General features: G+C 50.6%; 23 protein-coding genes. 10 read left to right on the top strand and 13 right to left on the bottom strand.

What is annotated here, in order from left to right:
• The first annotated feature begins 36 nt into the window (after window positions 1–36).
• Both HR45_RS09380 and HR45_RS09375 read left to right on the top strand, forming a co-directional pair.
• Window positions 37–1407 carry an NADH-quinone oxidoreductase subunit L gene (locus tag HR45_RS09380; RefSeq protein WP_037442235.1) on the top strand — a complete coding sequence of 457 codons (1371 nt, stop codon included), beginning with the start codon at window positions 37–39 and terminating at the stop codon, window positions 1405–1407.
• Window positions 1404–3806, top strand: coding sequence for a putative inorganic carbon transporter subunit DabA (locus HR45_RS09375; protein ID WP_052074642.1), 2403 nt, complete (start codon window positions 1404–1406; stop codon window positions 3804–3806). Before HR45_RS09380 ends, HR45_RS09375 begins: the two co-directional genes overlap by 4 nt.
• A gap of 54 nt (window positions 3807–3860) precedes the next feature.
• Here the strand turns inward: HR45_RS09375 and HR45_RS09370 are convergent, their stop codons facing one another.
• The 3 genes from HR45_RS09370 to HR45_RS09360 all read right to left on the bottom strand — a co-directional run bounded on the left by HR45_RS09370 (window position 3861) and on the right by HR45_RS09360 (window position 6248).
• Complete coding sequence (locus tag HR45_RS09370) at window positions 3861–4850, bottom strand: cytochrome-c peroxidase (RefSeq protein ID WP_052074641.1); 990 nt, start codon at window positions 4848–4850, stop codon at window positions 3861–3863.
• Window positions 4851–5054: 204 nt separating this feature from the next.
• Window positions 5055–5375 (bottom strand): low molecular weight protein tyrosine phosphatase family protein, encoded by a 321-nt coding sequence (locus HR45_RS09365; protein ID WP_037442231.1) that lies wholly within the window; start codon window positions 5373–5375, stop codon window positions 5055–5057.
• Window positions 5376–5393: 18 nt separating this feature from the next.
• On the bottom strand, window positions 5394–6248 hold the full coding sequence (locus HR45_RS09360) for a substrate-binding periplasmic protein (protein WP_037442230.1): 855 nt from the start codon (window positions 6246–6248) through the stop codon (window positions 5394–5396).
• A 241-nt stretch (window positions 6249–6489) separates the two neighbouring features.
• Between HR45_RS09360 and HR45_RS09355 the strand changes: the two genes are divergently transcribed.
• Both HR45_RS09355 and cowN read left to right on the top strand, forming a co-directional pair.
• Window positions 6490–7119, top strand: a complete 630-nt coding sequence (locus HR45_RS09355) for a Crp/Fnr family transcriptional regulator (RefSeq protein ID WP_052074640.1) — start codon at window positions 6490–6492, stop codon at window positions 7117–7119.
• A gap of 94 nt (window positions 7120–7213) precedes the next feature.
• Window positions 7214–7507, top strand: coding sequence for a N(2)-fixation sustaining protein CowN (cowN, locus tag HR45_RS09350; protein ID WP_037442228.1), 294 nt, complete (start codon window positions 7214–7216; stop codon window positions 7505–7507).
• A 71-nt stretch (window positions 7508–7578) separates the two neighbouring features.
• On the opposite strand, the gene HR45_RS09345 is transcribed toward cowN, so the two are convergent.
• The 3 genes from HR45_RS09345 to HR45_RS09335 form a co-directional block, all read right to left on the bottom strand.
• On the bottom strand, window positions 7579–9018 hold the full coding sequence (locus HR45_RS09345; RefSeq protein ID WP_037442226.1) for a M16 family metallopeptidase: 1440 nt from the start codon (window positions 9016–9018) through the stop codon (window positions 7579–7581).
• Entirely contained in the window at window positions 9015–10343 is a 1329-nt protein-coding gene (locus HR45_RS09340; protein ID WP_037442224.1) for a M16 family metallopeptidase, read from the bottom strand. The genes HR45_RS09345 and HR45_RS09340 overlap by 4 nt, the downstream gene beginning before the upstream one ends.
• Before the next feature lie 186 nt (window positions 10344–10529).
• Window positions 10530–10892, bottom strand: a complete 363-nt coding sequence (locus HR45_RS09335; RefSeq protein WP_037442223.1) for a hypothetical protein — start codon at window positions 10890–10892, stop codon at window positions 10530–10532.
• Between the two features lie 206 nt (window positions 10893–11098).
• On the opposite strand from HR45_RS09335, the gene HR45_RS09330 reads away from it, so the two are divergent.
• On the top strand, window positions 11099–13234 hold the full coding sequence (locus HR45_RS09330; RefSeq protein WP_052074639.1) for a putative bifunctional diguanylate cyclase/phosphodiesterase: 2136 nt from the start codon (window positions 11099–11101) through the stop codon (window positions 13232–13234).
• On the opposite strand, the gene HR45_RS09325 is transcribed toward HR45_RS09330, so the two are convergent.
• Window positions 13231–13848, bottom strand: coding sequence for a tRNA-uridine aminocarboxypropyltransferase (locus HR45_RS09325; RefSeq protein WP_037442221.1), 618 nt, complete (start codon window positions 13846–13848; stop codon window positions 13231–13233). The genes HR45_RS09330 and HR45_RS09325 overlap by 4 nt on opposite strands.
• Before the next feature lie 113 nt (window positions 13849–13961).
• On the opposite strand from HR45_RS09325, the gene HR45_RS09320 reads away from it, so the two are divergent.
• Window positions 13962–14267: a hypothetical protein gene (locus HR45_RS09320; RefSeq protein ID WP_156104048.1), complete on the top strand. Its 306-nt coding sequence runs from the start codon at window positions 13962–13964 to the stop codon at window positions 14265–14267.
• A gap of 21 nt (window positions 14268–14288) precedes the next feature.
• Here the strand turns inward: HR45_RS09320 and HR45_RS09315 are convergent, their stop codons facing one another.
• A complete protein-coding gene (locus tag HR45_RS09315) occupies window positions 14289–15224 on the bottom strand; it encodes a DMT family transporter (RefSeq protein WP_037442216.1) in 936 nt (311 codons plus the stop codon).
• A 92-nt stretch (window positions 15225–15316) separates the two neighbouring features.
• Between HR45_RS09315 and HR45_RS09310 the strand changes: the two genes are divergently transcribed.
• A complete protein-coding gene (locus tag HR45_RS09310; protein WP_037442215.1) occupies window positions 15317–16213 on the top strand; it encodes a LysR family transcriptional regulator in 897 nt (298 codons plus the stop codon).
• On the opposite strand, the gene HR45_RS09305 is transcribed toward HR45_RS09310, so the two are convergent.
• The gene (locus HR45_RS09305) at window positions 16210–17601 is read right to left on the bottom strand and encodes a tetratricopeptide repeat protein (protein ID WP_037442213.1); all 1392 of its coding nucleotides are present in this window, start codon (window positions 17599–17601) and stop codon (window positions 16210–16212) included. The two genes, HR45_RS09310 and HR45_RS09305, sit on opposite strands and share 4 nt — an antisense overlap.
• A gap of 12 nt (window positions 17602–17613) precedes the next feature.
• Entirely contained in the window at window positions 17614–18321 is a 708-nt protein-coding gene (locus HR45_RS09300) for a hypothetical protein (protein WP_037442212.1), read from the bottom strand.
• A 175-nt stretch (window positions 18322–18496) separates the two neighbouring features.
• Here HR45_RS09300 and HR45_RS09295 point away from each other — a divergent pair, with 175 nt between their 5' ends.
• Together HR45_RS09295 and HR45_RS09290 are read left to right on the top strand one after the other, a co-directional pair.
• Window positions 18497–19030, top strand: coding sequence for a DUF2780 domain-containing protein (locus HR45_RS09295; RefSeq protein WP_037442211.1), 534 nt, complete (start codon window positions 18497–18499; stop codon window positions 19028–19030).
• 65 nt (window positions 19031–19095) lie between these two features.
• Window positions 19096–19542, top strand: a complete 447-nt coding sequence (locus HR45_RS09290; RefSeq protein ID WP_037442210.1) for a tellurite resistance TerB family protein — start codon at window positions 19096–19098, stop codon at window positions 19540–19542.
• A 37-nt stretch (window positions 19543–19579) separates the two neighbouring features.
• Here the strand turns inward: HR45_RS09290 and HR45_RS09285 are convergent, their stop codons facing one another.
• Together HR45_RS09285 and yjeH are read right to left on the bottom strand one after the other, a co-directional pair.
• Window positions 19580–20404 (bottom strand): HDOD domain-containing protein, encoded by an 825-nt coding sequence (locus tag HR45_RS09285; protein ID WP_037442209.1) that lies wholly within the window; start codon window positions 20402–20404, stop codon window positions 19580–19582.
• Window positions 20405–20470: 66 nt separating this feature from the next.
• Window positions 20471–21730, bottom strand: a complete 1260-nt coding sequence (yjeH, locus tag HR45_RS09280; protein WP_037442208.1) for an L-methionine/branched-chain amino acid transporter — start codon at window positions 21728–21730, stop codon at window positions 20471–20473.
• Window positions 21731–21866: 136 nt separating this feature from the next.
• Between yjeH and HR45_RS09275 the strand changes: the two genes are divergently transcribed.
• Entirely contained in the window at window positions 21867–22286 is a 420-nt protein-coding gene (locus HR45_RS09275) for an Lrp/AsnC family transcriptional regulator (RefSeq protein ID WP_037442407.1), read from the top strand.
• On the opposite strand, the gene HR45_RS09270 is transcribed toward HR45_RS09275, so the two are convergent.
• On the bottom strand, window positions 22283–23212 hold the full coding sequence (locus HR45_RS09270; RefSeq protein ID WP_206537897.1) for an AraC family transcriptional regulator: 930 nt from the start codon (window positions 23210–23212) through the stop codon (window positions 22283–22285). The genes HR45_RS09275 and HR45_RS09270 overlap by 4 nt on opposite strands.
• Window positions 23213–23603 lie beyond the last annotated feature (391 nt).

Below are 23603 nucleotides of genomic sequence, written 5' to 3'. Positions count from 1 at the left end.
CAAAATGGCATCACGTTTAAATGTATGAGACTCGTCATGTTTTCTTTGTTTTTGGTGACACCGCTCAAACTGATGTTACTTGGTCTGATCGCCATTCTGGGCGTCACCATTGTGCGATACAGCTGGGTGGCATTCAGCGGCGAAGCTGAACGTGGCCGTTTTCTGCGCGCTCTGCTGCTGACAATTTCTGCCGTGGTTCTGGTGATTATCAGTAACCACCTGGTACTGTTTTGGATCGCTTGGGTGAGTGTGAGTCTCTGTCTACATCGACTAATTCTGTTCTATCCAGAACGTCCGCGTGCACAACTGGCCGCCCACAAAAAATTCTTGCTGGCACGTTTTAGCGAGTTGTTGTTGGCGAGTGCCTTTGTGGCACTTTATAGCGAATTTCATACCGCTAACATCGACCGTCTAATGCAACAAGTTGCGCTGAGCAGTGGCAGCCTGCAGCTCAATCTCGCCGCAGTACTACTGGCATTGGTTGCGCTGATTAAGTGTGCTCAGTTGCCTATGCATGGCTGGCTGATTCAAGTGGTTGAAGCACCGACGCCCGTGTCCGCGTTGTTACACGCGGGAATCGTCAACCTAGGTGGTATTCTGTTACTGTTCTTTGCGCCAGTATTAGCGCTGAGCCCGCTTGCCTGCTGGTTGCTGGTACTGTTGGCGGGTATAAGTACCATCATTGCTGGCTTAGTCAGCACCACCCGCATCAGCGTCAAGGTAAAACTGGCATGGTCCACTAGCTCGCAAATGGGCTTAATGTTGGTCGAAATCGCGTTAGGCCTGTACGAGATGGCGTTGCTGCACCTATTCGCACACTCCTTTTACAAGTCGTTCTCGTTCCTCAACAGCGGCAATACGGTTAACCATTATCTGGCCGCAAAACTGGCCGGTGAAGTTAAACCTAAGGTGCGTCACTGGACGCTGGCGTTAACTATCTCACTGCTAATGATCGCGATTGCCCAATGGCAGTTTGCGGTAATGACCAGTCTTGCCGCGACGGTATTGGTGTGGTTTGCTCTCAGCGCCCTGATTGTCCCGAGTGTGACCCGCTGGGATGCCGCCAGCCTGCCACGCATTGCGATTACCTTGCTGTTCGCCAGTGGTTTACTCACGCTATATACCTTTGCGAAACATCATCTAGCGCTGCTGATGGGGCTCGACACGCCACTTAATTTTTATGCCGACAGCTTTGTAGCACTGCTATTTTTTAGTTTGTTCGCGCTATCACTGGCGCTGCAATACTGGCCACACGTCCGCTGGGTTAAAAGCCTGTTTATCTGGCTCAATGCGGGTGCGTATGTCGACGAATGGGCGACACGCCTAACGTTGAAACTGTGGCCAAGCAGTTCCTTGCAGGCGCTGCAAAGCGCACAAGTCCATGTCAATGCTGAGGCAAAATCATGATGGTTCAACAACTCACTCTGCCCTATTTCGACATCGCTAAGCAGGTTGCCGCATCTATTGCGCCAGCGTTTCCGTTGGATCAATCGGTGGCGGTAAACCCTTGGTGGCCGCAGCGGCACGACAGTATTGAACAAACCTTCGCCGAACAAGCGGTGCTGACTGGCGAAACCGGACTCATGAGCAAAAACTACTTTCGTCAGCAATGGGGACAGCAGATCCAATCGCAGCATTTAGTTCAGGCGATAGCAGAGCTGGGTTCGCCCCTATCTGCGACCCAGCTCGAACAAGATATTCAGCATGGTGACAGTGATGTCACGGTGCGCTGGCAGACACTGGCAATGCTGATGGATGAAGCCATTCCCTCAGAACAGGGGCACAGCTGGGCGCAAGAGATTGTGCAGCAGGTGAGTCAATTCATTGCCTTGTACCATCAGTACCCTGAACGCTTTGATGCTGAAGGCAAAAACGGAGAGCACCTTTATCAAAGCTGGTTAGAAGTGGTGGCCCGCGACAAAGGCATTAAAACCCTGCTGGGCGTCGATTTGCTCGCCTTGTTCCGCGCCCTGCCAAGTGATATTGAAGCTTTGTTTGAGCAAGTGGGCACGCATTGGCAAGCGACTTGGTGCGACCAAGCTGGCGCTTACGCTTTTATGCGCGCGTCCTTACATCAGCTATCAGGCTGGGCGGGCTGGCAGGCATGGCTCGACTGGCAAGCTACCCTCAGCAAACAAACGCTGAAGGTACCGCACAGTTTGGGACTGACGGCAATTCTGCTGGCGTGGGATACCGTATTAATGCAGTGGCTCACGCAGCAACATCCTAAGATTGCCGCGACTATCCAGCAAAACATCGCCCAACAGACAAGCCACGTAGAAGCATATTATCAGCTGGCGAAACAACAGCTGGCGCCCTTGTGGGTGTGGCAACGCGCCCTTGAGTTGAGCGTGCAAAGCGCTTGGATCGACCAAGTGAAAGCGATCACCCCCGCCGCTGAACTCGCTCGTCCCGAGCTGCAGGCAATTTTCTGCATCGACGTACGATCTGAGCCAATGCGCCGTGCGCTGGAAGCGCAGAGTGACAAAATCGAAACCCTTGGCTTTGCTGGCTTTTTCGGCATTCCTATCGCCTATCAAACTCACGATGGCAGTATTTTGCGACCACAGCTGCCGGGCTTATTGGCGCCCGCATTGGTGGCGAAGCAAACCCACAAACGTCCAGAGCGCATTTTGCGACTGACTAAGCTAGGTTGGCAGAATAGCTTAGAAAAGCCCTCTTCTAACCTTGGTATGGTTGAGGCTGGCGGTCTGCTGAAACTGGTCAGTCTGTTCAAACGGGTAGTGTTGCAACAGGGCACCAGCAACCCGGTCAATAAGGACATGAGCAGCAATGCCGAATGGCAACTGACACGCGAACAACAACCGCTGACGATTACCGATAAAGCGGAGCTAGCCGCAGGCATTATCAAAGCGATGGGCATTGCTAAACGCTTGGCCAAAACGGTATTACTCACAGGACACGGCAGTCAAACCTGTAATAACCACACCGCCTCCGGACTGGACTGTGGAGCTTGCGGCGGCCAAACCGGCGAGGTGAACGTAAAAGTGCTGGCATCGTTGCTAAACGATGATGAGGTCAGAGCTGCCATGCCGCAATTTGGCGTCACAGTACCGGCCGATACCCAGTTTTATGCGGCGATGCACAATACCACCACTGACGCACTCGATGTATTTGATGCCGCGACTGCGCCTTGGCGTGAATGGTTATATGCCGCCAGCCAGCAAGCACGCATGAACCGCAGCACACAATTTGATGCATCGCATATCAGCGCGGTGGATGCACAGCGCTTTTTCAATAAACGCGCTAATAGCTGGGCACAAATGCGTCCCGAATGGGGCCTGTGCAACAACGCTGGCGTCTTTATTGCACCGCGTAGTCTGACCCGTAATCTCGACTTTAATGGTCGCGCCTTCTTACATGAATACCATGTCAGTGAAGATCCACTGTTCACTCAGTTGGAAAAGATCATGACCGCGCCACTGTTGGTGATGAACTGGATTAACCTGCAATATTTTGCTTCTGTCACCACCCCGGAAAAATACGGTAGCGGCAATAAGTTACTGCACAATGTGGTGGGCGGTCATATCGGCGTATTTGAAGGCAATGGGGGTGATCTGCGTATCGGTTTATCGACCCAGTCGGTACACGACGGCAAACAATATCGTCATCAACCCGTGCGCTTAAGCGCCTATATTCAAGCGCCAAAAGAAGCGATTGCAACCATCATCAATCGTCACCAGGATGTGGCCTCACTGGTTAATAACGGTTGGCTGTTTATCTATCAACTGGATGAACAGCAACAGGTGTGGCAATACCAACAAGGTGAGTGGCTGGCGCGCTAGTTAGATAGTGACATCAAAAATAAAGAAGGGCTGCCTAGCAGCCCTTCTTTATAGTTAACCTTTGCTAAAAGGTTGAGGAAGCGGAGTAGTCTCATTCGACGGTGGCAGAATGGGCAACACGATCTGCGGCTGCTCACCCGTCAGGGTTTTTAAGAACTCAACCATCTGCGCGGTTTCCTGCTCAGTCAGCTTTTGGCCCATTTGCAGTTCCGACATAGTGTTCACCGCTTCCGCCAGCGACCAAACACTACCATCGTGGAAGTAGGGATAAGTCAGCTCAATATTGCGCAGCGTTGGCACTTTAAACACCATCTTGTCTGACTCTTTACCGGTAACGGCCTTACGCCCTTCCGCTGGGTTATCGGTGTGGAACGGCTTGACTAAGCCCATCTTCATATAGGAGGTGCCACCCACGGCCGGACCATTATGGCAAGCGACACAGCCATGAGATTTAAACAGCTCATAACCAGTTTTAGCATCGGCTGAAATCGCCTGTTCATCACCATTTAAATACTTATCAAACGGGCTGTTTGGTGTGACTAAGGTTTTCTCAAATGCCGCAATCGCATCGGTAATCTTGTCGATATCTACCGCTTCAGACCCGTAGACCTTGGCAAACTTTTGGCGATAAGCTGGCATGGAAGCAACGGTTTTCACCGCGAGCTCGTGAGTAAAGCCCATCTCTTTCGGATTGGCGATTGGCCCGCCCGCTTGTTCCTGTAAGTCCTTGGCACGTCCATCCCAGAACTGCGCCAGCATAAAGTCAGCGTTAAGCACTGTTGGCGCATTAATTGGCCCTTGCTGCCAACGATCCCCAATTGAGGTTGGAATTGCGTCTACCCCACCCATCGATAAGTTATGGCATGAGTTACAGGAGATAAAACCTGATTTCGACAACCGTGGCTCAAAGTAGAGCATTTTGCCCAGCTCAACTTTTTCAGGTTCGGTAATTTTGGCAGGTTGAATAATTTGGATGGGTTCTGCAGCGGCGGAAAATCCTACACTCAGCGCCGAGATTGTGAGCATTAGTATGGACGTTTTCATGGGTCATCTCTCTTTAATAAACTTACATCCTGTAAGGTTATTAAAGATAATACCCGGTTTTTTAGAAAAGGTTTAGCGATAAGAAACGATTGATTCTATCGCTGATTCAGATACAAATTGTGTGATTAGCCAAGCAGACACGCGCACTTGTGTGCGGCAGATTACATAACAATATTGACCAAATCAGCGCAACTTGAGTTTTCATTACAGATACTTAGGAACACAGGCTTTAAAAATCTCAATCAGCTCAGCATCCATAAAATCGTATTTATCAGGAATTCCCAAACAAACGACTTTCTTGTTCTTTACCCAGTTGTTGAATCCCTGCTGCAACTTGCGTTTGTGAGAATTTTCCATAACGAAGATGATATCAGCCCACTCAATATCCTCTGAACTCAGCCTCACTTCTGCGTCCGGCGCCAATCCCGCAGATCTGGCCGCTATCCCTGGCTCACTGGCAAATACGGCTTCTCCGGTAGGAGATCTCAGCTTGTTGCGACTACAGATAAACAGAATATTAGTCATCACTATAAACTAATTCCCTCAATGCACGTTGGGGCGATACCACCATTTGTCCGGGATCGCCTTAAATCCTTCGGTGAGATTGGGCGTATCGATACGAATTTGCACCCGGTGTTCCAGATCGGCACGTTCAAACGCGTCGCGAGACAGTGGATGCGTCTTCAACAATGCCAACAAACTGCCATCATCCAACGCTGCTTCCATACCTTGCTCAAGTGCTTGCTTTAACTGAGTGTCATCACGTCGCACCGAGAAAAAGCGACCGAAGGGATATATCAGCACTAGGTGTTTGTCGACGGTAAGTTGCTGATCATGCTCGCCGAGCCGATCTAAAAAGCGATAAACCGCCGGTGCTTCCAATGGCAATAGGTCAAAGCGTTTCATGCGCGCCATGCGTAATAAGCTCAACACACTGGGGGCGGTACTAACCGTAAAACCTGCATGCCTGAGTATGTCAGCGTCATACCAAGATACGCCCTGCCCCATAGTAAAGGTTCGCAACTCAGCCAAAGTGTTTACTTTCGCCAGTTGGCTTGCCAAGTCTTTATGAATAACCATCAAGCGCCAACCGGTTAGCCCCATATCTAAAGGCAGATAGATAGGTTGAAAGCGTGTCATGGTGCGAATCGAAAAGCCACCATCGACTACGTCAATTTGGCCCTGCTCTAACATCATCAGAATACGTTTAGCGCTGGCATTTCTGCGATCCAGCGCGACGTGGAAATCACCGTCGACTTTAGACAGCGCCAATTTCAGCACTGCGTAGCCGAGCGCCGACTCACCGAGGCTATCGACATTGGGGTAGCGAATTTCACGGGCAAAGACACTACTGCAACAGAGTAATATTGCCAGCGATAAGGTCAAAGACCGAAGCATTTACACTCCTGTCACCACGACATTCATTCAAGTTTAGCGTGAATCATGGCGGCATGTTGGCCGCGCACCTATTGACAGCACAGGCGACAATAGGGGCTTGTATGGTTTACGACAATGACGCTAAATTGGCTTAGTTGCAATAATACTTAAGTTATTATTTTTCAATTAATTAGATAAATCAGTTGTTGGCATTAGCTTTGCTGCTCTGTTCGCTATTGTGGCTTTCAAAAAGATATCGCCGATGCAGATTAACGAACCTCAGCACCCTGACGAGCACGAGCTGGCAACCCTGTTTGATGATTGTCATTGCCGCAAGCTGGCAAACAATGAGCTGCTCAGCTTGCCACAGTCACAACAGAATCAAGTGTTTTACTTACGCAGCGGCCGCTTACGCGTCTATCTCTGTTACGGCGACAAGCTGTTTACCCTGACGATACTGCAACCGGGAGATGTCTACAGCACCCATACCCGTGCCTTTGTTGAAGCGCTGGAACCCAGTCAAGTCAACGTGATGGAGTTACACAGCTTCGCTAAGCGCGCTGCGGCCCATCCGCAACTTACCGGTGCGGTTACTCGGGTACTGTCGCAGACGCTGTCGGGCTGTATCGACACCATTGAAAACTTAGTATTTCGTGACGTGCGAGCACGACTGGCCAGCTATCTGCTCGCACAGGTGGCGCAACCAGCAGAGCAACCTTTGGTCGAGCTTAGGCTGACCACAGAACAAACGGCGCAGTTGATTGGCACCTCGCGACAAACTCTATCGAGTTTGCTGTCTGAGCTACAACGGCAGGGATTGGTACAAAAACTGTCACGTAATCAATGGCGTTTATGCAACTGCCGCCAGCTCAGTCATATCGCCGCCTTGTAAGCGTTTGATAAAAAGCCGCAATTGTCAGCTAGCTGACAGACATGCAGGATAGTGCTGCCTAGACTGTGAGCATGCTGATCACCGGAGATACCTTATGAGCAATACCACTGAACGCTATTATTCTGAAAACGCCGAAGGCGACCGCATGGCCTTAGGTGACGCCATGCTCGATAGGGTGCTGTCCCATATTCAAAACGGTAATCAGGATAACGCGCTGTGGCGCCATTTTGAGAAGAAAGCGCAAGATATGCGCGCCGGGCTCGGCCCAGTGAAAGACCCGCTGTTTTTGCTACACAGTAATGTGTACTACCTGCGTGATCTGCTGGAAGAAGCTGATGACGATGAAGCGATTGAGATGCTGGATGATATGGAGCGTGACTTTTTCTAACGCGGTACTCTGAGTCTGCGGTACAAAAACGCCAGCTCGAAGGCTGGCGTTTTGTGTACAGTTACACGAACCTAGCTACCAAAGCCAACAGCTTTGATATCCACTTGGGTCACATCACCGTATTTCGCCGCAATCGGCGCGATATTGGCCGCATTACCAATCAACACAAACTGCAACTTATCTTTTGGGAAATATTGCGCAATCAACCGCTGTGTATCGGCAACCGTCAGGCTGTCGACGCGCTTTTGAAAGTCGTTGATATAAGACGCATCAAAACCATAGAGATACATGTTGGCCAATAAGCCGGCTAAATCACCGCTGGTCTCGTATTTTGGCGGAAACTGCCCTTTTACATAGGCTTTAGCAGATGCCAACGTGGCAGCATCAATGCCTTTGTCCCACAGACGTTGATAGGTTTTCAGTGCCAAATCTATCGCCTGCTCGGTGGTTGCCGCCTTGGTGAAGGTACTGATTTGGAACAGGCCGGCATTTTTATAGCTGATAAAACCGGAACGCGCGCCATAGGTTAAACCGCTATTCACCCGCAGTTCATCATTCAGCCACGAGGTAAAACGACCACCCAAAATCGTATTCACCACCGAAATGCCGACCATATCCGGGTTATTGCGGGTCACACCTAAACCGCCAATCAAAAAGGTGGTTTCAATGGCATCGGATTTATTTACCAGCAGCACGCGGTTTTTTGCCGGGCCATAGACGGGCTTCATCTGCGCTGCGGTAGCGGCCAGCGAATCGCCTTGCCAATTGCCAAATAGCGCCGTCAGCTTTTGCTTCATTTGTGCTACATCGAAATCACCCACCACGGCGATAGCGGTGTTGCCCGGTTGATAATTCTGGCGATGAAAGCCTTGTACTTGCGCCAGACTGATCTCGGCGACTGAGTTACTGTCGGCCGCATTGCCATACGGGTTATCAGCAAACATCTGCTTAGCAAAATAGCGCCCAATCACTGACTTAGGACTTTGTTTTGCCTGCGACAGTTGCGCGATGGTGCGTTGCTTAAGTTTGTCGTATTCGCTGGCATCGAAGTCTGGTCGCAACATCACATCTGCCAGTAGTCCCAGCATGACATCAGCATCTTTACTCATAAAGTCGGCGCTGAAATAGCTGCCATCTTTATCAGCATCAGCGTTGAGATTTGCCCCGAGAAAGTCAATCTGCTGCTCTAATTGCTGTTTGCTTTTACCGGCCGCCCCTAATAATGACGCTTGCGCAGTTAGCTCCGCAGTCCCGGCAATGCTGTCATCGATAGCGCCAGCTTTCACAACCGCCTGCACATTAATGAGCGGTACCTCTTTTTGCGGCATCAGCATCAAGGTTAAACCGTTCTCCAAAGACACAGTCTCATAAGCTGGCAGCACAAATTTACCGGTATCTTGTGATACCACGACCTTGGCAGAGTGGCTTTCACCCATCAGTTGGCAGCCGGACAGGCCGACAATAGCGGTGACGGTCAGGGCTAAGGCTTTTAAGGAAATAGAGTGACTCATTGATCGGCCTCCTCTTGGGCGGCTAACACGCCAACGGTACGATTAGAACGTTTTAGATAGGTTTCAGCCACGCGCTGAATATCAGCCAGAGTGACTTTGTCATAGGCTTTGGGTGCATCAAACAGTTTTTGATAACTGCCAAAGAACAACTCGTAAGTGCCCACGGTATTGGATTTACCGTCGATAGTTTCCATATTGCGGTAGAAGTTCATCAGCTTGATATTCTTGGCTTTATCCAGCTCTTGCTGCGTCACGCCCTGCTTAGCAATCAAGTCAACTTGTTCGATTAAGGCATTCGTCAGTTGGTCGGCACTAACATCTGGCGCAGCTACGCCCATGACGTAGAGTAAGTTAGGGTCAAACGCCATCGGCATGTAAGTCACAACATCGAGTGCCAACTGTTTATCCACTAGCGCACGAGATAAACGCGAGCTATTACCGTCGCTTAAAATAGAGGTCAGCAGGTCGAGTGCGTAGTAGTCAGCATCTTTAGTGGCGGGCACATGGTAGGCCAGCATCACATTGGGCGTTGCCGCTGATTCTTTCTTAACAAAGATACGGCGTTCACCTTTTTGCTCCGGCTCTACCGTGCGAATGGCCGCTGGCGGTGTTTGCGCAGCAATAGGCGCAAAATACTTATCGGCCAGCGTTTTTACTTGTGCTTCGGTGACATCACCAGAAATCACTACCACCGCATTATTCGGTGCATAGTAAGTTTTGTGATAGTCGACCAAGTCCTGCTGGGTCCACGCCTGAATATCTGACTCGTGCCCAATCACTGGCCAGCTGTAGGGATGCGCGAGGAACGCCACACCTTTAACTTGTTGTTGCAGCGCACTCCAGTTAGAGTTTTCTAAGCCAGTGGTACGTTCAGACGCAACCACGCCACGCTCACTGGCGACCATTTTCGGATCGATATCAAGATTGGCAATGCGGTCCGCTTCAAGATCAAAAATCGTTTCCAGTGCATTGGAAGGAAACCAATCGGTGTATACGGTCACGTTTTCTGTGGTGTAGGCATTGTTGGCGCCACCAGCGGCTTCCATGGTGCGGTCAAACATTTTAGGGCCAAAGTGTTTGGAGCCGTTAAACATCATATGTTCAAAGAAGTGGGAAATTCCGGTAATGCCGGGATGCTCATTGCGCGAACCGACTTTCCAAAACAGATACATGTTGGCGTTAGGAATGGAGCTGTCGGGCAACACCATAATCTTCATGCCGTTTTGCAGCGTAAAGCTGTGAATATCACTGGCGTCCGTTGCTTGAGCCAACAGCGGGCTGGATAGCGCGGCAGCAGCCAGTAACGCAATAAGCGTCTTTTTCATCGTGTATTCCTTGAAAATATGACGAAGTCTGCGGCTTATCTTGGTAGCAGATAGCTGATTAGGCAACCGTTTCACCGTTGCTAAAGGTAAGAAATTTGTAACGCAAATTGTTTCTGTAGCGTGATTCAGCAGCTTTTGCTGCTGAAGGGGATAAAAATAACGCTTTCTGGTGGGGACAGAGCCAAACTACTCAGTTTTGCGCTTGATGATTTTCATCTTTGGCTTTTCCATCTTTTGCTCTTTGGCTGCGGCATCTTTGGCTTGCTGCAAATATTTAGCTTCTCGCTGCTTACGTTCATCAAACTGCTGCTGTGCTTTGGCACGTTGCTGCGCTTGCCAAGGACTGGAAGGTTGATTTTGCAAAATCGCTTGCTCACGCGCTTCTGTTTGCTGCGCGGCGGCTTTGGCTTTTAGTAACTGCAAATTCTCAGTTTGTTGCACCTGTTTCGCTGCTTTGTCACCAACCTGACGCCCCACCTCGGTCAATTCCGCCGCAAAGAGTGTCGAGCTCAGCAGAAAACTGAATAACACCAAACAGATTCGAATCATTTACCCTTCCCTCACCCAATGACAGCAACATATTCAATCATAGTCACACATTTTGTTCAGCAGTTAGTCGATAATCGCGTTTTTCTACATAAAATCAATTTTTTGATTGAGATAGCGCGTAAATCTGTATATTTTTTGCTACTCAGATTTTGACCATTTTACTCAGACAGAGCTCCATTGACTCGGGGGCTTAGCGGAGACCCCGAATGATCCACTGGACCCAAGTACTTCAGCGACTAGAAATAGACAGCGCCATGCAGTCGCAGCTGGACTTGTGGCGTGCTCAGCCTAACGATACCGCACTGGCGTTAATCGACGACTTGGTATTTGTGGCGGCCAACTCAGCGGCATTGGCCTATTTTGCCTGTCTGCGTAACGAAATCATTGGCGCCGCACTGTACGACTTCTCGCCGCGGCTGCAACTCAATGGTCAAAGCAGCATAGAACAAGCACGTAAGCTGCTGGATGATGCTGAACTACAATCGCACACTCAACAATGGCTGCACCTGAATCGCGACGGTAAAGAGCTGCCAACACGTTTGTCTCTGTATCCGGTGATGTACGACGGTAAGTCGATGATTCTGGCTCGCTTTGAAGCGCTTAATCGCCGCGCTCAACCGCGCCAAGAACAAGAGAAAAACCGCGAGTTTGATGCCATTCCCCGCGCGGTATTGGCCAATATTCTCGAAGAAAGCGCCGAAGCGGTGGCCATTACTGACGAGCAACACACCATTATCGCGGTTAACAAGGCGCTGTGTCGTCTTACCGGTTACAGCCCGGTGCAGTTGATGGGCGAATCGCTGACGCTGCTCGATGTTGCAGGCGATATTCATCTCAAAGAGTGCCAACTGGCACTCAGCGAGCGTGATTTCTGGCAGGGTGAAGTATTACGCCAACGCGCCGACGGTAAACAGTTTCCGGCTTGGCAAAACAGCCGCCGCTTTAATGATGAACTCGGCGGCAGCTATCTCGTTACCATCTTTAGCGATATCAGCGGGCGCAAACAGTTGGAGGCACGACTAACCACGCAAGCCATGTATGACTCGCTGACCGGCCTGCCAAATCGCCGCCATCTGAAAAAGCTGCTTAAAGCGGCGTTAGAAGAACACCATCAGCGTACCGATGCGATGCTGGGCGCACTGATGTTTATGGATCTTAACGGCTTTAAGCATGTAAATGACTGCTTTGGTCACTCCACCGGCGATATGATTTTGCAAATGGTGGCGGCACGACTGGAAGCTGGCTGCATCGAGAAAGCCGATATCGCCCGTATGGGCGGTGATGAATTTACCCTGATCATCACCGACTGCCACGATGAACAAGAAGTGCTGCAATTTGCACAGCAGATCATGACCCTATTCGACACACCTTTTGAATTGCAGGGACAGAAGTTTTATCTCGGCACCAGTATCGGCATCAGCCTCTTTGGCAGCGAGCGGATCAGCGCCTCGCTCCTGTTGAGTCAGGCCGATACCGCCATGTACAGCGCCAAGCAAAGCGCTGATCATATTATGTTTTACGATAGCAGCATGAGTGAAGAAGCCGAGCATCGTCTGAAGCTGCTCGGCGATCTGCGTCACGCACTGAGTCTGGGGCAATTTAGCCTTTATTATCAGCCGATTGTGAATCTTTCGGATGGCTCATTGCTGGGGGCCGAAGCGCTGCTACGTTGGCAAAAAACACCGAGCGAGTTGATTGAAGCGGTAGATTTTGTGCCCTTGCTGGAAGAAACCGGGCTGATTGTCTCGGTGGGCAATTGGGTGTTGGAGCAGGCCTGTATTCAGGCGGCGCGCTGGCGTGAACAGCAGTCTCCCGAGTTTGTTATTTCAGTGAACGTATCGCCACTGCAACTTGAGCATCTCGATTTTATCGGTCAGGTCGAACAAGTGCTACGTAACACTAAATTACCGCCAAGCGCGCTGATGTTGGAAATCACCGAGTCGGTGTTGCTGCACCACCCGCAGCAGGCACGCGCTACGCTGGCCAAAATTCGGAAAATGGGGATTAAGGTCGCCATTGATGACTTTGGTACAGGCTTCTCATCACTGAGTCGTCTGGGCAATATGCCGATTGACAGTCTCAAGATTGACGGCGAATTTGCCCGCGAGTTGTACCACCGCCGCGGCCAGCAGCTGTGTCAGGCGATTGTGCAACTGAGCCAAGCGCTCGAATTGCACTTTGTCGCCGAAGGTATTGAAACCAATAAACAAAAAGAGATGTTATTGGCCATGGGCGAAGGCTCGGCACAAGGCTTTTTGTTTGGTTATCCGCTGCATCCACAAGAATTTGCCATGGCGCACTTTCACCACACCACCAACGCCCAACTCAGCAATAAACACTAATAGCGTTTACGCACGTCGGCTGGCATGCGCGCCAGCCGCTGCGCCACCAGTTCATCTAACAAGTTCAACGTAGGCGTAATATCCAACTGCGGTTGCAATTGCTTTAAGGCAAACACCGCTGCCTCCAGCGTCGATAAGCTGTCGCTGCGTTTCGCCTTACGAATGCGGTACTGACTCCCATGCTGGATATCAAGACTCAGCCGCGGCAACTGCAATAACCAAGGATTTAAACACAGCATGCGATGCACTTTACGCCAGGTGCCATCAAGCAGCACTAAGGTTTTGATAGGCGAATCTGCTGCAATCTTAGCTAAGGGAGCCGCCGCGTCTTGATCCGCTGGATAAACCAGGGCACAAGCAGTCTGCTGCAATTGCTGCCGCAATGCGGCAAAGTCCGTGGCACTCTCGCCCACCACAACCTGTGTTTGCGGGATTGCCAGACGCAACAAACGCACACTATTTTTGGTATGGCTGACTTCAGAGGGATGCTGCAACACCAGCAGCTGTTGTGGCACCGCCATCGGTTGAATGGCGGCACAAACACAGGCTGATTGCGGATATTGGCAACGAACACAGTAGGTTCGTTTAGCGGGTTCTGCGGTTTTAGATAGCATTTTTGTGACGAATAAGACGATTAGCAGTCGCTCAAATAGCGTAGTTTAATAAAACTTTAAGCTTAAGTGTCCATATTCGGTATTACCAATGGCAGTTAACCAGCGAGATTATTATGCAACGCTATTCTCTTCGGCATAGTCAGTCGTCTCTGTGGACGTTTGCACTCGGCATGCTATTCAGTCTGCTGTTTCTCGGTTTACTGGTATTAGCACTACCTGTGCTGTTTGTTCTGAGCTTGGTACTGCTAACGATATCTTTATTCGTCGGTCGCCAGCGGGTCAGCAGTTTTGCGCTACAGATATGGCAGAGTTACCGCCCACGCAATAGTCGCTATCGTGACATCTACCGCCGCACCCCTCACGTTGAACGAGACAGCCGTTGGCCAAACAAAGGCCGTGTGTTTGAGCATCAGGACTGACGCTCAAACACGACAACCGCTTTAATCAAACGAACCACAACGCTGCGGCGTGCTTCTTTGCGGCAGCTTAATCCGTGGCAGCAGTAATCCCATCACCACTACCAGAATGCCAAGCAACTGCAGTTGCGTGACCGCCTGTCCCATCACAAACGCCGTTAATACCGCAAAAATGGGCACGAGGTTGAAGTAAAGTGAGGCGGTGGCCGAGCCTAAACGTTGTACACCATTGAGCCACAACAGATAACCCGCCACTGTACCAAACAAGCCGACATACACAACTTCGGTCAATCCCAATGCTGAGCTATGCCATAGTTCCGTCAGTGGTTGCACCTCTGGTGATGCCAGACACATGATACCAATCACCACGGCTGCACTGACCATGCCCACCAAAGTGTAGGGAATCACCGCCATCCAACGACTGATGCCCTGACTGAAATAGGTATAGAAACTCCAGGCTAACATGCCGCAAAATATCAGCTTATCACCATGATTAATCTGTAAATCCAACAAGCTGGCGAGATGACCATTGGTGATCACCAATAGCACCCCAGTCAGGCTCACCAGCAGACTAATCCCCTGAATGAGGCTGGGCAAACGTCGCTGAGCAACACTGCTAAGCAAGGATGTTGTGAGTGGACTGAGCGCCATAATCAGCGCGCCGTTAGTGGCACTGGTGTAGCTTAGACCAGTAAATAGCCCCAAATTTAGTCCGCCGACACCAATCGCACTGACCGCAATAACCCAAGCCCATTGCCAAAAACTGAGCTGCACTTTGGCACTGCGGGTAAAGCGCAGATATACGGCTAAACATAGCGCAGCGATCACGAAGCGCCACAACACCAAAGTCAGTGCGTGAACTTCATTCAGAGCATGCTTACCAATGGGAAAACAACTGCCCCAAAAAAAGGTACAGAGGCTCAGCAGCAACACCGCCTTTAAAATTGAGTCTGACTTCATCGTCACTCCGAATACTTGTCAAAACAGTCAGGCTAGTGTATTGATTTCAAAATTCGGATAAACAGGCAAAAATAAGACGATAGATTCCAAAAATGAAATCAAGTTATTCGCTCGATGATCTGCGCTGTTTTTGCGCTGTCGCCCGCTTAGGCAGTTTTAAAGCGGCAGCAGAGTTATTGGCAATGCCGCTGTCGACCTTAAGCCGTCGCATCCGTCAATTGGAGAGTGACCTGCAGCTCAGGTTACTCAACCGCGATGCTCATCGGGTTAGCTTAACCAATACCGGAGAGCAGTATTACCAACGCTGCGCCGCCTTGTTTGAAGAGCTCGACGATATTGATGAAGACCTACATCGCGAGAAACATCGTCCCTGCGGCAAGGTGCGGGTGTCCGCCCCGATTAACTCAGGTTCCTACTTTTTACGGCAGATCTTCTACGATTTTTTACAGCAGTATCCCGATATCCAGCTGGATCTGCATTTCTCTAACTCGTTGATCGATATCGAAGCTGAAGCAATGGATGTGGTGTTCCGCGTCGGCAGCCCAATCGTAGAAAGCTGGATTGCACGGCCGCTAAAAGATATCCATTTTATTCTTTGTGCCCATGCGCAGTATGACGTCAGCGACATCCACACTCCGGCACAACTCTGTGGTCATCCGCTGGTGTTATGTCGACCGATGATCCCTTGGCAACTGCAGCATAAAACCAGCGGCGAAGCCTATGACTACCACCCGCAAAAAGGGGTAAGGTTAGAAGTCGACGAAATTGCCATGCTGACCCATGCAGTCAAGTCAGGGTTGGGGATCGGTTACATTCCAGACTACTTTGCCCTGCCGATGATTGCTGAAGGTGAATTGGTCCATGTATTACCAGCGTGGCGCAGTCAGGTAAGAACCCTGTTTATGTTGTATCGGGATCGCGACCATCTGCCGCTACGGGTAAGAATGTTAGTGGAATATGTGCTGCAACGCTTTGCCAAACTGGACTAGCACTCGCTCAGAAGCTCCAGCGCACGTTGCAGTGATTTGCGCTCATCCGCATTACCGGTCACCTGCAACACGCTTTGCGTTTGTTGCAATAACGAATCAATCAAGGGGGTGATAACCGCCAGTTCATTATCATCCGCACGGCCTTTAGCCATCTTCAACCACGCGGCGGCTTCAACTACATCAATACGGCCAAAACTGCCGTCAGTCAGTGCAATCGCCAGTTCAATCATGGCGGCCACGCGTTGATCATAACGGATGACCTCTCGCAGATATTGCTCTGCTTGAGAAAGATCACTGCCAAATGAATGTTCATCGTTAAGCATATGCTGAGCTCGCGCCAACATGGCGTCCAGCTGGCCTTGTTCAGCCGCTTCAGCCAGCCACTGCTCACTGGCAACACTGTCAGCACTGCAACCTTCGCCGCGGGCTAACATTAACGACAGATGATACTGGGCATGTGGGTAACCACTTCTGGCGGCTTGCGCAATCCAATGAAAAGCTTGTTCGAGTTGCTGTTGCTGATAGAACAACACCCCAAGATTGGCCATCGCTTCTGTCTGATCTTCGGCAGCGGCGGCTTGCAGATAGCTCTGCGCCTTGACTAAATCGACCTCAAAACAGTGGCTGCCAACCATGTAGAAATACCCCAGCAACGCCATTGCATCGGCGATTTCCTGTTCAGCCGCAGCAGCGATCAGCTGCTCGCCCTGTTCGGGTTGCGTGCTACCGCGATAGCCGTGTAACAGCGACACCCCATATTCAAATTTTGCCTGCGCTTCCGTTTCACTCGCCTGTTCAAACCAATAGGCAGCTTTGGCTAACAGACGATCGGCCGCGGCAACATCGCCGTCTTGTTCTGCCTTTTGCATCAAGGCGCGATTTTTAAAGGCGATGCCCAACAGATACTGCGCCTGATGGTCATCCTCCATCACCGCACGATAACTCAGTTCTCGGCTATCAAGCTCACGCTCCTCAGCGATTTGATACTCTGGCGCTTCATGTTGAGTTAGGCGTGGATAAGCCAGAGTGACGACGTTCAGCACTTCGCTGAGCGCCTTGTGTGCCAGCTTGGCGAGCGCATCATTCGACAGGTGATATTTTTCGGGATGGGCACCGCGATTGCCATCCGCGCGCAAACGGTGCAAGGCACGGGTAATGCGCACATCAATCAGACGTTGACGGTTTAGCTGCTCAATGCGGTCATAAAGATTGGGGCTGTCAAATTTCAGCTGATGAGGCGCTGCAAGCAGCGATGTCAGTCGATGCGCAAAACTGCGCACATGTAGCAGCGCCTGCGTTGGCACGTCATGCACGTACCGCTTAGCGCTGCGATATTCTTCGGCAAGCTCTGGCGCAAGGTTCGCTACAAACTGCACATCATCGAGCATCGGCCGTCTCCGTTACGACTGTTGCAACGGGCGATTGACCCGATACAGGCGGAACAGCGCCACATTGACGTACAAGCTAAAAAAGCCAACCAGCGTCTTAATCACCAGATTTACGATAAACGGCGCGTCTGGCACTAGCTTGGCAATCCCAGATTCCACCAGCATAAACGGGAGATACATCAGCAGTACCACGATGGTTTTACCGGTAATCGCTTGGCTGAACACAAAGCTTTCTCGAATCGCTTGCAGCGGCGACAGATGTTCAACCACCAGCATAAAATTCACGTAAGAAAAACGCGCGCCAAGGTAGGCGCTGATCCCCAAACCGATAACCACTGCCGGGCCAAAAGCGCTTAACAGCATGGTCGGCGCGGCAATTGCGAGTCCTGACAACACCCCTGCCAGCAGTAATCCTGGAATAAAGCCAATGCTATGTTTAATTACCGCTTGCGGCGTAGGCTGATGCCCGGCGGTGCGCAGTTCCATAAACAAGGTCAAAGCGGCAATCAGCAGGGTAAACAGCAACAAGATGGTCAAGACCACCGCCACTTGACCACCGCTAAACGACGGAGCTTGTTGATCCATCTGCTCCATGGCTTTACCCAACCATAGTTGCAGGCCGATTTCCAATGCCAGAATCGGCACCGCAAAAGACGCAATCTGTAACAGGTGGTTACGGAAGAAATAATAGGCTTCGGTGAAGATGGAGGAGAGTGGCATTCAGCTTTCCAGAGATGATTATTAGCAAAAAATTGGACGAGCCCAAGAATACCGAAAATCCGCCATTAATGCATCGCGGAAATTGGCTTTAGGCGTGACCTAACAGGAAAATCGTGCATCGGCAACGCAATTATGCCTAGAATGTTAGCCATTCACAGGATAAAGGAGTTTCCCAATGAAAGCCTCTGTTTTACTGTTAGCCGCCCTGTCACTGCCGATGGCTGCTAACGCCGGATTACTGGACAACATCTCATCTAAGCTCAAACAAACCGCAACCGCTCAAACGACTGAGCCGCAGACGCAAACCGAAGCACAATCAAGTGACTTGGTGGGTAGCGTTATGTCACAGCTGAATTTGAATCAGCAACAAGCGGAAGGCGGACTCGGCAGCCTGTTAACCTTGGCGCAATCGAATATGAGCGGCAGCGATTTTGGGCAGATTTCCAGTGCCATTCCGAACGTCGATAGTTTGCTAGCCGCAACACCGAGCACCGACAGCAACTCAGGTATGAGTGGTCTGTTGTCAAAAGCGGGTGGTTTGGGCAGCTCGTTGCAAGGCAGCGCTATGGTGTATGACGCCTTTTCTAAGCTGGGAATTTCCAAAGAGTTAGCCGCACCTATGGTCGACATTCTGAAAAACTACCTGCAGGCACAGGGTGGTGAAGGTACCGCTTCTCTATTAAGCCAAGGGTTAAGCGCATTAATGTAATTTAATGGAACTCAAACGCGGTTTTCCGTTTCTAAACTTCACCTATTCGCTATGGAAGCAGTTGTATGATCGCTCAATTAAAGCAGTTTTTACGCGAGCTACAGGACACTCCAAGCCCTGAGGAACAAGCACACCAACTCAAGTTGGCGGCGGCTTGTATGCTGATGGAGGTGGTGTTTGCTGACGAACAGATGTCGGGAGCAGAAGCCGCGATTTTGCCCGAACTGCTAGAGAAAACCCTGCAAATTGGCAGCGCAGAAGCTGACGCCTTAGTAGCAGAAGCAACCCAACGCGGCCAGAATGCCACCTCGTTGTTTGAGTTTACCTCGATTATTAATGACAACTTCTCGGTCGAGCAGAAACAACAACTGGTATTGGCAATGTGGCAGATTGCCTATGCCGATGGTCAGTTGTGTCGTTATGAAGATCAGATTATTCGCCGTTGTTCAGATCTGCTCTATCTAAAGCATTCTGAGCTGATCCAACTGCGTAATCAGGCAATGCCACACTAGCATTGCCTGATTGTGTAAGCTGACGGAGATATATGCACTAGCCCAACTGCTTGGCCATTTCCACTCCTGAACCTACCAGTGATTCAAGTTTCACGGCTAAACCATCCAACTGCAGTCTTACACCATATTTATCAGCCACTTGCGCCAACCAACTGGTGCGTTCCTCCTGCGGTCCCTGCGGCCAGCCATCGATAATTAATTTAGCCAAGAAGATAATCTGAGCGTATTGCGACCGCTTTTCAGCCAACACCGGATCGTTTTGGTAACGTAAGCCTTCCACTAGCTCATCGGAAAAACGCCACTCAGCCGCCAACGTGGCAGCAACTTCGGCAGGTTCAGTACCAATCAAATGCATACAGAGTTGTTGCAGATCCGCCCCTTTGGCGACCGCTGCTTGCACTTGCTGCCATTTTGCGGGTTCTAACAAGGCTAACAGCAGCTCTCCAACATTATGCAGCAAGCCACAGGTAAAACCAGTATCGCCGCGCAGCTTGGCACGTTTGGCTAATTCCTGACTAAAGAAGGCGACTTCAAAAGCGCGCCCCCAAAACTCCACCGGACTGATGCCGGGTGCCACTTGAATCGCTGAGGTGATCGCCGATGCCGTCACCAGAATCCGCAATGGTTGTTGACCAAGCCGGATCACCGCTTCATCGATCGAGCCAATTTCGCGACTACGGCCAAAGCGCGCCGAGTTGGCCATACGCAAGACTTTGGCGCTGATTAACGCATCATGAGAGACCTTTTCCGCCAGCAGTTCCATCGCCGCATTATCGTCATTCACTGTATCTAACAACTCGCTGATCGCCTTCGGCAATCGCGGCAATTGTTCGACACGACTGATAATTTCCGCATTTCCCATTGCTATTCTCCGATGACAGGTTCGAAGATTAACTATAGGTCAGCTTTTACGGCCTGCGACGAAAATTTATGAGTAACTGGCTTTCGGTGGATGCCGCTGTTTGACCCGCTGTTGCCACCACAGCAACACCAATAAACTCACCAGCAATACCACCGCATAAATCATCGCCGAGCCCAAAGAGTAGCCCAGCACTAAACACACTAGGCTGCTGAACAGGGCTAACGGCCGCGCGCTTTTATCCAGCAATTTGAGCGCCGCCAACATCGACAGCAGATAAATGCCGACAAACACGCCATTCGCCCAAGACAACAGCTGCTCTAGCCTGACGCCAGCAAGGAAGTTCACCAGAATCACCACCGCCATCACTAGCAGTACCAAGGCCAATGCGCGTACTGGCACCTGATGTTGATTACGTTGTTTAAACCAACCCGGTAAAATCCCCTGTTCACTGAAACTGCACAGCAAACGCGCCACACTGGCACTGTACACATTCACTGTTGCCAGCCCGGAAGCAATCCCTAGTCCGCCAATTACCGCAGCGCCATAGCCACCGAGCAAGGTATCAAAAGCCCCCATCATCGCCACTGGCGCGTCGGTATCGATTTGCAGTAACAACCAACTACAGGCGAGGTAGATAGCACCCACTAACACAGTACCTGTCATCATCGCGGGCACTAAGTCTTTAGATGGCTGCCGGAAATCCGCTGACAGATGCGTCATCGCCTCAATACCGAGAAAGCTCCAAAAGGCAATGCCGAGCGCTTTTAACATCGTTGCCGTTTCAACACTGTGGTGCTCTAGCTTGCCGACGACTTCTGGATGCAGCAGCCCTGAGGCGCACATCGCTACCACCACCGCGACCATAGCTAATGTCAGCAGCAGTTGTGCCTTGGCAGACACCTGAATACCGCGCAAATTGACCACCAGCAGCAACACTAATACCGCAAGTTCGCAGCCCACTTCCACCCAACCGGAGATCGGCACCAATGCATTAAAAAACTGCATCGTCATAAGAATGGCAGCAGGCGCGCCAATCGGCACAATCAACAAAAAACACAAACCAACGGCGCGACCAAGCAAGCTGCCAAAGGCTTGTTCGACAAAATAGGCAGGGCCTGCCGCATGGGCATATTTACTGCCTAATCGCGCGAATACCAGCGCAATAGGAATAATCGCAAGCGTCAGTAATCCCCATGCGAGCAGCGCCCCTGCGCCGGCAATATCGATGGTCATCTGAGGTAAAATAAACACGCCGGTGCCCAGCAGTGTGGTGGCCATCAAGCCAGCGCCCTGCCAGCGACCAATGGTTCCTGTGGTTTGATTCATCTGCTAAATTACTGTGCTCAATTAATAACGGCAGTATAACGGTTTCAAATCGCGCAATCTGTACCATTTGGCCGTGATTATTGTCGAATTGGCCGACGATTCGTCGGCATTAGCGCCTTTCTGTCGAGAGTTATTTATGGATAAATTTGACCAAGCCATCATCGCCGCATTGCGGCAAAACGCGCGCATGAGCGTCTCAACGATTGCCGAGCGCATCAATCTCTCACGCAGCGCAGTCTCAGAGCGTATTAAAAAGCTCGAACAAACGCAGGTGATCCGTGGCTACCAAGTGCTGACAAGCGAAGCAGAAAAAGAGGCGGTCAGCGCCTACTTTGAGGTACAACACCGAGAGAAGAGCTGCGCGCAATTGGTAGATTTTCTGCGGGCGATTCCGGAGATCATCACCTGTCATGGCATCTCCGGCGAAATGGATTTGCTGATCTTCGTCAATGTGCCCACCATGCAACGGCTACACAAGGTGCGCGAAGCGATTGATGCACATCCTGCGATCTGCAAAATCAAAACCCACGTGGTAATGAGTGAGTGGATTGTCTAAGCGGCGTCGCTCTCTTTTAATTTGCGAATGTCGGTCAACGGCGGCGCCCCAAATAAGCGACTGTATTCACGACTAAATTGTGACGGACTTTCATAGCCGACCTGAAAGCTGGTCGACATGGCATCGAGGTTTTCCGTCAGCATCAAGCGCCGCGCTTCGCCTAAACGCAATTTCTTTTGAAACTGCAGCGGTGTCATTGAGGTAATCGCGCGAAAATGGGTATAAAACGCCGACTTACTCATGCCCGCATCTGACGCCAGTTCATCAATCGACAACGATGCAGTGAAGTTACTTTTTAGCCAGCTAATCGCCTTAGAAATCTGATGACTATGGCTTCCTGCCGCCACCAATTGCTGCAAGCGACCGCCCTGCTCAGTGCTCAGCAAGCGATAATAGATTTCACGGGTGATCAGCGGTGCCAACATACGAATGCTTTGCGGCTCATCCTGCAAACTTAACAGGCGCACAATGGCGTCGAGCAATTCTGGCGTCAACACGCCAACGCTGATGGCGGTCTGCGGTTGGCGCACGTTGGCGAGCGGAAACTCACCTTCGATAATCAGCTCCGACAATGCTTTCAGATCCAGCTCCAGTGCTAGGCTCAAATAGGGGCGCTCAACACTGGCTTCGGCAATATTGGCGATAACCGGCAACTCCATCGATGACAGTAAAAACTGACTGGCGTCATACAGATAGTGTTTATCACCGAGCAGGACACCTTTGCGACCTTGGGCGATCAAACACAAGCTGGGCTGATGGGTATAACTTATCGACGGAGTAGTGGCGGTAAAACGCGTCAATTTTAAGCCGGGGATCGCTGTTACAAACTGCGAATCTGCCGCGGTCCACTTGTCAATTAACGCAATTAATCGCGCAGAGGCCGATTGCATTGACTCGCTGCAAAATTGAGATTCATTTTTCATCATAACAACTCACTTCATCGATAAACTTGTCGGCCACAATGCGAACTTAGCTTGAGCATTTTAAGTAATAAGGACGCAGAGTTACAATCACCAAGATGTTAATTGTCTGTGGTGATTTAACCATTAATTAAACAGCCAATTTGAATTCATTCAACAATGCCATCTCAATAATTAAACTAAGTTCATACTCGCCCAAAGCGGCCAGCGGTGCGCTATCATTGAGGCATTACTTTGTAAGATCAGGCAATGATTACAACACGAATAGGCTAGCACCTACTGACAATATGCGCATAGAGTAGGAACAATCAATCCCCTGTAAATAGATGGCAACGGGTACAGTGGTGGTAGCTGTCTGACATCGAATAAAAAGGATATTTTATGAAGATAGCCAAAT

The organism is Shewanella mangrovi, assembly GCF_000753795.1.
Taxonomy (GTDB): domain Bacteria; phylum Pseudomonadota; class Gammaproteobacteria; order Enterobacterales; family Shewanellaceae; genus Shewanella; species Shewanella mangrovi.
Note: the sequence above shows the minus strand (reverse complement) of the source record. Positions and strands in the feature narration are given on the sequence as shown.

Excerpts from the sequence above, each read along its gene's own strand:
- HR45_RS09325 (WP_037442221.1), bottom strand. The coding sequence starts at position 13,848 with ATGCTATCTAAAACCGCAGAACCCGCTAAACGAACCTACTGTGTTCGT.
- HR45_RS09335 (WP_037442223.1), bottom strand. The coding sequence starts at position 10,892 with ATGATTCGAATCTGTTTGGTGTTATTCAGTTTTCTGCTGAGCTCGACA.
- cowN (WP_037442228.1), top strand. The coding sequence starts at position 7,214 with ATGAGCAATACCACTGAACGCTATTATTCTGAAAACGCCGAAGGCGAC.
- HR45_RS09275 (WP_037442407.1), top strand. The coding sequence starts at position 21,867 with ATGGATAAATTTGACCAAGCCATCATCGCCGCATTGCGGCAAAACGCG.
- yjeH (WP_037442208.1), bottom strand. The coding sequence starts at position 21,730 with ATGAATCAAACCACAGGAACCATTGGTCGCTGGCAGGGCGCTGGCTTG.
- HR45_RS09340 (WP_037442224.1), bottom strand. The coding sequence starts at position 10,343 with ATGAAAAAGACGCTTATTGCGTTACTGGCTGCTGCCGCGCTATCCAGC.
- HR45_RS09330 (WP_052074639.1), top strand. The coding sequence starts at position 11,099 with ATGATCCACTGGACCCAAGTACTTCAGCGACTAGAAATAGACAGCGCC.
- HR45_RS09365 (WP_037442231.1), bottom strand. The coding sequence starts at position 5,375 with ATGACTAATATTCTGTTTATCTGTAGTCGCAACAAGCTGAGATCTCCT.
- HR45_RS09270 (WP_206537897.1), bottom strand. The coding sequence starts at position 23,212 with ATGATGAAAAATGAATCTCAATTTTGCAGCGAGTCAATGCAATCGGCC.
- HR45_RS09370 (WP_052074641.1), bottom strand. The coding sequence starts at position 4,850 with ATGAAAACGTCCATACTAATGCTCACAATCTCGGCGCTGAGTGTAGGA.
- HR45_RS09300 (WP_037442212.1), bottom strand. The coding sequence starts at position 18,321 with ATGCCACTCTCCTCCATCTTCACCGAAGCCTATTATTTCTTCCGTAAC.
- HR45_RS09355 (WP_052074640.1), top strand. The coding sequence starts at position 6,490 with ATGCAGATTAACGAACCTCAGCACCCTGACGAGCACGAGCTGGCAACC.
- HR45_RS09310 (WP_037442215.1), top strand. The coding sequence starts at position 15,317 with ATGAAATCAAGTTATTCGCTCGATGATCTGCGCTGTTTTTGCGCTGTC.
- HR45_RS09290 (WP_037442210.1), top strand. The coding sequence starts at position 19,096 with ATGATCGCTCAATTAAAGCAGTTTTTACGCGAGCTACAGGACACTCCA.
- HR45_RS09380 (WP_037442235.1), top strand. The coding sequence starts at position 37 with ATGTTTTCTTTGTTTTTGGTGACACCGCTCAAACTGATGTTACTTGGT.
- HR45_RS09295 (WP_037442211.1), top strand. The coding sequence starts at position 18,497 with ATGAAAGCCTCTGTTTTACTGTTAGCCGCCCTGTCACTGCCGATGGCT.
- HR45_RS09315 (WP_037442216.1), bottom strand. The coding sequence starts at position 15,224 with ATGAAGTCAGACTCAATTTTAAAGGCGGTGTTGCTGCTGAGCCTCTGT.
- HR45_RS09360 (WP_037442230.1), bottom strand. The coding sequence starts at position 6,248 with ATGCTTCGGTCTTTGACCTTATCGCTGGCAATATTACTCTGTTGCAGT.
- HR45_RS09345 (WP_037442226.1), bottom strand. The coding sequence starts at position 9,018 with ATGAGTCACTCTATTTCCTTAAAAGCCTTAGCCCTGACCGTCACCGCT.
- HR45_RS09375 (WP_052074642.1), top strand. The coding sequence starts at position 1,404 with ATGATGGTTCAACAACTCACTCTGCCCTATTTCGACATCGCTAAGCAG.
- HR45_RS09320 (WP_156104048.1), top strand. The coding sequence starts at position 13,962 with ATGCAACGCTATTCTCTTCGGCATAGTCAGTCGTCTCTGTGGACGTTT.
- HR45_RS09305 (WP_037442213.1), bottom strand. The coding sequence starts at position 17,601 with ATGCTCGATGATGTGCAGTTTGTAGCGAACCTTGCGCCAGAGCTTGCC.
- HR45_RS09285 (WP_037442209.1), bottom strand. The coding sequence starts at position 20,404 with ATGGGAAATGCGGAAATTATCAGTCGTGTCGAACAATTGCCGCGATTG.